The 6,434-nt window shown below is 62.8% G+C and carries 7 protein-coding genes; 4 read left to right on the top strand and 3 right to left on the bottom strand.

Annotated features, from left to right (window positions below):
- The first annotated feature begins 22 nt into the window (after nucleotides 1-22).
- Nucleotides 23-1,009, top strand: a complete 987-nt coding sequence (locus FHW64_RS33755; protein ID WP_184533795.1) for a recombination-associated protein RdgC — start codon at nucleotides 23-25, stop codon at nucleotides 1,007-1,009.
- Between the two features lie 15 nt (nucleotides 1,010-1,024).
- Here the strand turns inward: FHW64_RS33755 and FHW64_RS33760 are convergent, their stop codons facing one another.
- The gene (locus FHW64_RS33760) at nucleotides 1,025-1,513 is read right to left on the bottom strand and encodes a glycerate kinase (protein ID WP_311733432.1); all 489 of its coding nucleotides are present in this window, start codon (nucleotides 1,511-1,513) and stop codon (nucleotides 1,025-1,027) included.
- Nucleotides 1,514-1,636: 123 nt separating this feature from the next.
- Here FHW64_RS33760 and FHW64_RS33765 point away from each other — a divergent pair, with 123 nt between their 5' ends.
- The gene (locus tag FHW64_RS33765; protein ID WP_184533797.1) at nucleotides 1,637-3,718 is read left to right on the top strand and encodes a PAS domain-containing sensor histidine kinase; all 2,082 of its coding nucleotides are present in this window, start codon (nucleotides 1,637-1,639) and stop codon (nucleotides 3,716-3,718) included.
- A gap of 364 nt (nucleotides 3,719-4,082) precedes the next feature.
- Here FHW64_RS33765 and FHW64_RS33770 read toward each other — a convergent pair whose 3' ends face one another.
- The gene (locus FHW64_RS33770) at nucleotides 4,083-4,289 is read right to left on the bottom strand and encodes a 3'-5' exonuclease (protein ID WP_260306559.1); all 207 of its coding nucleotides are present in this window, start codon (nucleotides 4,287-4,289) and stop codon (nucleotides 4,083-4,085) included.
- Nucleotides 4,290-4,398: 109 nt separating this feature from the next.
- Nucleotides 4,399-5,049, bottom strand: a complete 651-nt coding sequence (locus FHW64_RS33775; protein WP_184533798.1) for a DUF6680 family protein — start codon at nucleotides 5,047-5,049, stop codon at nucleotides 4,399-4,401.
- A gap of 276 nt (nucleotides 5,050-5,325) precedes the next feature.
- Between FHW64_RS33775 and FHW64_RS33780 the strand changes: the two genes are divergently transcribed.
- The gene (locus tag FHW64_RS33780) at nucleotides 5,326-5,865 is read left to right on the top strand and encodes a hypothetical protein (RefSeq protein ID WP_184533799.1); all 540 of its coding nucleotides are present in this window, start codon (nucleotides 5,326-5,328) and stop codon (nucleotides 5,863-5,865) included.
- A gap of 12 nt (nucleotides 5,866-5,877) precedes the next feature.
- Entirely contained in the window at nucleotides 5,878-6,249 is a 372-nt protein-coding gene (locus FHW64_RS34260; RefSeq protein ID WP_221220723.1) for a hypothetical protein, read from the top strand.
- Nucleotides 6,250-6,434 lie beyond the last annotated feature (185 nt).

Consider the following 6,434-nt stretch of genomic DNA (forward strand, 5'->3'; position numbering starts at 1 on the left):
TCAGCCAAGGAAAAGGGTTCCCGTGTCCGTTTTCAAGAACGTCATCGTCTACCGCATCGAGACCACCTGGTCGCAGCCGCTCGAAGAGGTCCAGAAAGGCCTGGAGACCCAGCGCTTCGTGCCCTGCGGCCCCTCGCAGGAGAAGTCCATCGGCTGGATCGAGCCCCGCGGCGAAGCGCATGGCCCGCTGGTCGAATCGGTGGGCGGGCAATGGCTGCTCGAATTCATGATCGAGAGCAAGACGCTGCCGGCCTCGGTAGTGCGCCGCAAGGTCGACGAGCGCGCCGCGCAGATCGAAGCCACCACCGGCCGCAAGCCGGGCAAGAAAGAAAAGAAGGAGCTCAAGGAAGACATCACCCACGAGCTGCTGCCGCTGGCCTTCACCCGCCATGCGCGCGTGGCGGTGTGGATCGACCAGCAGTCGCACCGGCTCGTCGTGAACGCGAGCAATGCACAGCGCGCCGACGAGGTAGTCACGAGCCTCGTGAAGGCGCTCGACGGCTTCGCGGTGAGCCTGGTCAATACGCAGGTCGAGCCGGCCGCCGCCATGGCCGAATGGCTGTCGAGCCAGGAACCGCCGGCCGGCTTCACCATCGACCGCGAATGCGAGCTCAAGGCCAGCGACGAGTCGAAATCCGTGGTCCGCTACGCCAAGCATGCGTTGGACATCGACGAAGTCCGCCAGCACATCGCCAACGGCAAGCGCCCGACCCGACTCGCGATGACCTGGGACGACCGCGTCTCCTTCGAGCTGACCGAAGGCATGCAACTGCGCAAGATCGTGTTCCTCGAAGGCACGCTCGACGACGCGCCTGGCTCGGGCAAGGAAGACAACTTTGACGCCGACGCCGCGATCGCGACCGGCGAACTGGGCCAGCTGGTGCCCGAACTGCTCGAAGCCCTGGGCGGAGAAATGCAGCTCGGTGCCGCGCCTGCCGCCCCATCCGCGCCGGCTGCGCCGGCCAAGGTGCAGGAAGAGGCCCTGGCCGACGAATCAGCGCCGTTCTAAATCGGCGCCAGAAACTCAGACCGGCGGGCGCAGCGCGTCCGTCGCGCCGGGTTTCACCGCATCCGACGCCGGCGCATCCGCCTCGATCGCGGCGGCTTCTTCAGTGGGCTCGGGGCGCACGAGATTCCATTCGGTCAACTTGCCGTTGACGAAGGTCGCATCGACCCACGAGCCGCCGGCATCGGTCCAGCGGAAGATCTCGGGCTGGGTGTCCTGCGGCGAGCGCAATTCGCCGATGGCGCGGGTCAGCGCCACCACATGCAGCAGGTTCGCCTTCGGCTTGAGCTTGGCGTTGAGCATCACCGCGCTCGCGACCGTGCCGATGGGACGATTGGCCGCACGCTTCAGCACCTGGATCGCCCGGTTGAAATGCAGAAGCATGAACATCACCATCGCGCCCACAACCAGCGCCACGCCGGACCAACCGTAGCTGCGCCACGCGCCAGCGATCAATACGATGCCGACGAGGGGCACCAGGACTTTGCCGAAATTCATGGCCGCGATTGTCGCGCGTCCGAAAACCCCGGCCGGCGCCGCAATCCCGGAGCGAACTCGGGCGTTCATCTGACAACTCTGCTGAACGAGAGCGGCGGACAATTTGCAACATCCCCACCCCCTGCGCGGCTCATGCATCAAGCGTCGTCTTCTCCGCCCTGGCCTGCCGCCACCGGGAATGCCGCTACCTGCATCCGCGCGCTTGACGCCGCCAACTCGCCGCTGGGGCCGCCAGACACCTGGCCCGAAGCCCTGCGAACCGTCGTTGATCTGATGCTGACCTCACAGGCGCAGATCGTTCTTTTCTGGGGGCCGCAGTACTGCGCGCTCTACAACGACGCCTATTCGCCGACCATCGGCGACAAGCACCCCGCCGCGATGGGCCGCCCCGGCTGCGAATACTGGACCGAACTCTGGGACGACCTGCGCCCGCTGCTCGACCGCGTTCTCATCGGCGGCGAAACCGTCGCCGCGCGAGATCGCCCCTTCCAGATCAACCGCCACGGCCACATGGAAGAGGTGTTCTTCGACATCTCGTATTCGCCCGTGCGCCTGCCCGACGGCACCGTCGGCGGCGTGCTGTGCATCGTCAGCGAAACCACCGACCGTGTGAACGCCACCCGCCGGCTCGCCGCGAGCGAGGTCGAGCTCGAACAGCGCGTGGAAGAACGCACCCGCGACCGCAACCGCCTCTGGCAGCTCTCGACTGACCTGCTCGTCGTCATGTCGCTGGAGGGCCGCGTGATCGCGGTCAACCCGGCCTGGTTCGCCACGCTCGGATGGAAAGAATCGGAACTGGTCGGCGGATCGATCCTCGACCGCGTCGCGTCGCCGGACACGCGCGCCGTCTCCGGCGAACTCATGCAGCTGGCCAAGGGGAACGCGGCCTCCCGCTTCGAATGCCGGCTGCGGCACAAGGACGGCAGCCTGCGCGTTCTTTCGTGGACCGCGGTGCCCGACGATCACTTCGTGCATGCGGTCGGGCGCGACGTGACCGCGCTGCGCGCATCCGAACAGCGCACGCTCCACGGCCAGAAGATGGAAGCCATCGGCCAGCTCACTGGCGGCATTGCGCACGACTTCAACAACATGCTGCAAGGCATCACCGGCGCGCTCGAAGTCATCCGCCGCCGCATCGCCATCGGCCGCACCCAGGACCTCGATCGCTTCGTCGAAACCGCTGCCACCTCTGCGCAGCGCGCCGCCGCCCTCGTGCAGCGGCTGCTCGCGTTTTCGCGGCGCCAATCGCTCGACCCACGGCCGGTGGACGTCAACGCGCTCATCCGCTCGATGGAAGAGCTGATGCGCCGCTCGCTCGGCGAACAGGTCCGGCTATGCGTGAACCTCACGCCGACCACGGTGCTTGCCGTCGGCGACGAGAGCCAGCTTGAAAGCGCGATTCTCAACCTCTCGATCAACGCGCGCGACGCGATGCCGCGCGGCGGTGACCTCACCATCTCCACGGATGAAGTCGTGCTGCCCCCTTCCGCCCAGCGCGAGATCGACGGCGTTCTGCCCGGCCGCTACATCGCCGTGCGCGTTGCAGACACCGGAACGGGCATGACGCCCGACGTGCTTGCGCGCGCCTTCGATCCCTTCTTCACGACGAAGCCCATCGGGCAAGGCACTGGCCTTGGGCTTTCGATGGTCTACGGCTTTGCGCAGCAATCGCGCGGCCATGTGCAGATCGACAGCGCGCCCGGGCGCGGCACCACCGTCACGCTGCTGCTGCCGCGCGCCACGCAGGCGGCCGCGCGCATCGAAGCGCCCATCCTCGATCCGCTGCCGCAAGGCAATGGCGAATTCGTGCTTGTCGTCGAGGACGACCCGAGCGTGCGCCTCTTCGTGCTCGAAGTGCTGGCTCAGCACGGCTATCGCGCGCTGGAGGCGGCAGACGGCAATGCGGCGCTGCCGTATCTGATCGAGCAGCGGTTGCATATCGACTTGCTCATCAGCGATGTGGGCCTGCCGGGCATGAACGGCCGACAACTCGCCGAACAGGCGCGTCAATACCGGCCCGGGCTACCCGTGCTGTTCATGACCGGGTATGCGGAATACGCGCTCAACCGCTCGGAGTTTCTTGGCGAGGGCATGCAGATGATCAGCAAGCCCTTTGCGCTCGATGAGTTCGTGCACAAGCTGCGGGAGATGCTGAGGGAGCGGCAGACGGCTGCTGCTGCGTCGGTGCCCGCCGATACAGCCTATAGGCTGTAATCACGGCCCTGTTTCAAGAGCAAGAAGCGGAGCGCTTTCTCAGGCGCCCCTCACTACTCTCGCGCTACCACTTACCCCCAGCGGAGCGCACCATGTCTATCGAGCAACACACAAAGCAACTCGCAGGAATGCTTGGCGAAGACCTTGCCATGTTCGTCCAAGCGACACGACCCTACGCGTACGCGGAACTAGGCGAAGTCTGGCTCAGGCATCAGACCGCCAGGCTCAGTCAGAAGCACCTGCAATGCGGTCGGCACTTTCGGCTGGAAGTGAACGAGGTGCTGGACCGTGCGGCACATTGCGTGCCGGCTCGTTCGACTCGCCGTCTGCCCGACTTCTCTCCGACCAAGCAGCAGCGGCCGGACTACTGGCAAGGTGCGTTCGCCACGATGAGCCGCGAAGTCGCCCGCGTCGCGCCGACGTAGAACAACCGCATCTCTTCCCGCGCTTCATCATCCGCGGCACCGGTCTCGCTGCCCACCTCCGGCTGACGCGCGCCCATCACAGCAACCACCGGAAACTCCAGCCCATTGCTCGCATGCAACGTCATCACCTTGATGGTCGAAGTCATGCGCGCCCTTGCGCACGGTGTGCGGCAACAATCGACGGCGGCTCAACGCGCGCGAGCATTCGTCCATCAGCGCCCAGTTTCGGCACGAAACGGCTATCTCGTGCGTCGCTCACGTTCCCCCTGAGCCGGTCTTGGATCCCCATGGCTCTTGCAATAGGCCAATTTGTGGCCCAGATCTCGGTGCGTCCGCGTTAGCAACGGCCGTCGACCGGACCTCCACCGGCAAGGGGTGTTGACCACTTAACATCCTGATCAGCAAGTTCCGCAGCGCCGTCTGCTCGTTTTCAACGGTGGCATGGCCAGCCGGCGAGTAGCCGCCCATTCGCAGTTGCGTCCTATCGAACCGATAGTGATTGGAGACAGCGAGCGCGGTGAGCAAGTTGACGAACAACTCCTCTCCCTTCGCGCCCCATGCAACGTCTTGGTCTTTTGTCTTCGGTCTCTGCTCTTCCGGTTGACTTAGGTGTGCATGGTATTCGTGCCATGCGTCGATGACGCTTTGCCACTTTCTGGAGCGCACAGTTCTACCCAAGATTTTGGTCCCATAGAAAGCCAGATCGATCGTGTTCAAGGCTCGCACATGGTCCATGGACATCCGAGCGCCCCTAGTCGCCATAAGTGTTTCGAAGATCCAAGTACGACGCCCAGTGGCGACTCGCGCGCGCTCGATCCACTTTTGAGCCTGGACCGCAAGGATGGGGCCGACGATGGTTGCCCCAATAATCAGCCATTCGTTGAGCCCCATCTGGTCGTATGTCATGCCTCACTCCTTTTGAGCGGGCAATTCTGCCTTGACCTCGCGATGATCTGAACACGACACGTCGTTAAGTGGCCGGCGCGCCCAGAGCACTTTTGGCCTTTTGCCATTTCGCCTCTTTCGCATCGGCGGTTTGCCGGATATTCTCCCCAGCACCGCGCGACAGACATCAAGCAGCCGTTTTGGCTGACGATCGGCGGCTCTTTCGACTCTCGGCGACCACGGGAGTGGCAGACGTGGACCTCGAGCGGCGAGTTCAACAATAACTGGAGGAACGTTGTGAGTGATGTTCAATGGGTCGGCGTGGCCTTTGCAGCGGCTGCGCTGCTGTTCTTTGTTGTTGCCTACTTCTTTCCCCCGAAACAAAGTAGCGCCCCAATTTTGCGAATCATTTCTGCATTCTTTGCGGGCGCGGCAGGCATGTTTCTCACCGGTTCAGTCGTGGTTCAAATATCGGGCGAACTTTCGGCCAATGCGAAATATGCCGTAAATGCGGCAGGAGCTATTGCATTATTCATTTTGGTGTGGTTCACATATCCAACGCACAAACCCTCTGCCAAGCCTGGCTTTCATGCCTCATTTCCGCATGGAACCACGTTTGAGCAGGCCGCGCTTCTCATCGGCGAGATCAATGGTTCCAACGTGACACTCGATGGCTTCACGGAAATTCAAAAATTGTCGACTCTGCAGAAATTTGATTTGCACGAAGCAAATGCCGCGCGCGCTCTAGTCGCACTGGCGAACCTTACGACACCTGGCTCGATTCCTCAATATAAGGTTCAGAACACCGTAGGCGGCTATCAAATTTCCGCAAAATAAGGATGAATCAACATGGCCACTAAAAATATTTGCGATTGCCCGCTACCGCCCGGCGGAGAGGCTAGATGCGACATTGATCAGGCAGCCTTTTGCATAGTTGATGAAGCCGGAACGATCAAGACCTCCTGTTTATCTTTGCCAAACCAAATGGTCGCCGCCATCAATGGCAGAAATAGAACTGCTGTGGTGTCGTGGATGTTTCATGAGCTCAGCTCGCGGGTTGACCCTGCAATGAATTCAGTTAGCCCCAGGGAAGCTCTCGATTTTGGGGTGGCGTTGCTGCCATCGGGCCCGCTGCCTACCGACACGGTGCATTTCAATTTCAAGAGCGTAGGCAAGAGACTCGGGGTGCGGCTACCTCAGGTGGGCCTTGAAAGACCCTGATTCAAGAAATTTGCGCGGCAAGAGTTCACTCGGGAGTATCGCGCCGTGTCGCCCAACGCCAGGAGTTCTGAGTCGTAGGGGCGGATCGGCGGATCGGCGGATCGGCGGATCGGCGGATCGGCGGATCGGCGGATCGGCGGATCGGCGGATCGGCGGATCGGCGGATCGGCGGATCGGCGGATCGG

It is taken from the genome of Variovorax sp. Sphag1AA, from assembly GCF_014192575.1.
Classification (GTDB): Bacteria; Pseudomonadota; Gammaproteobacteria; order Burkholderiales; family Burkholderiaceae_C; genus Variovorax.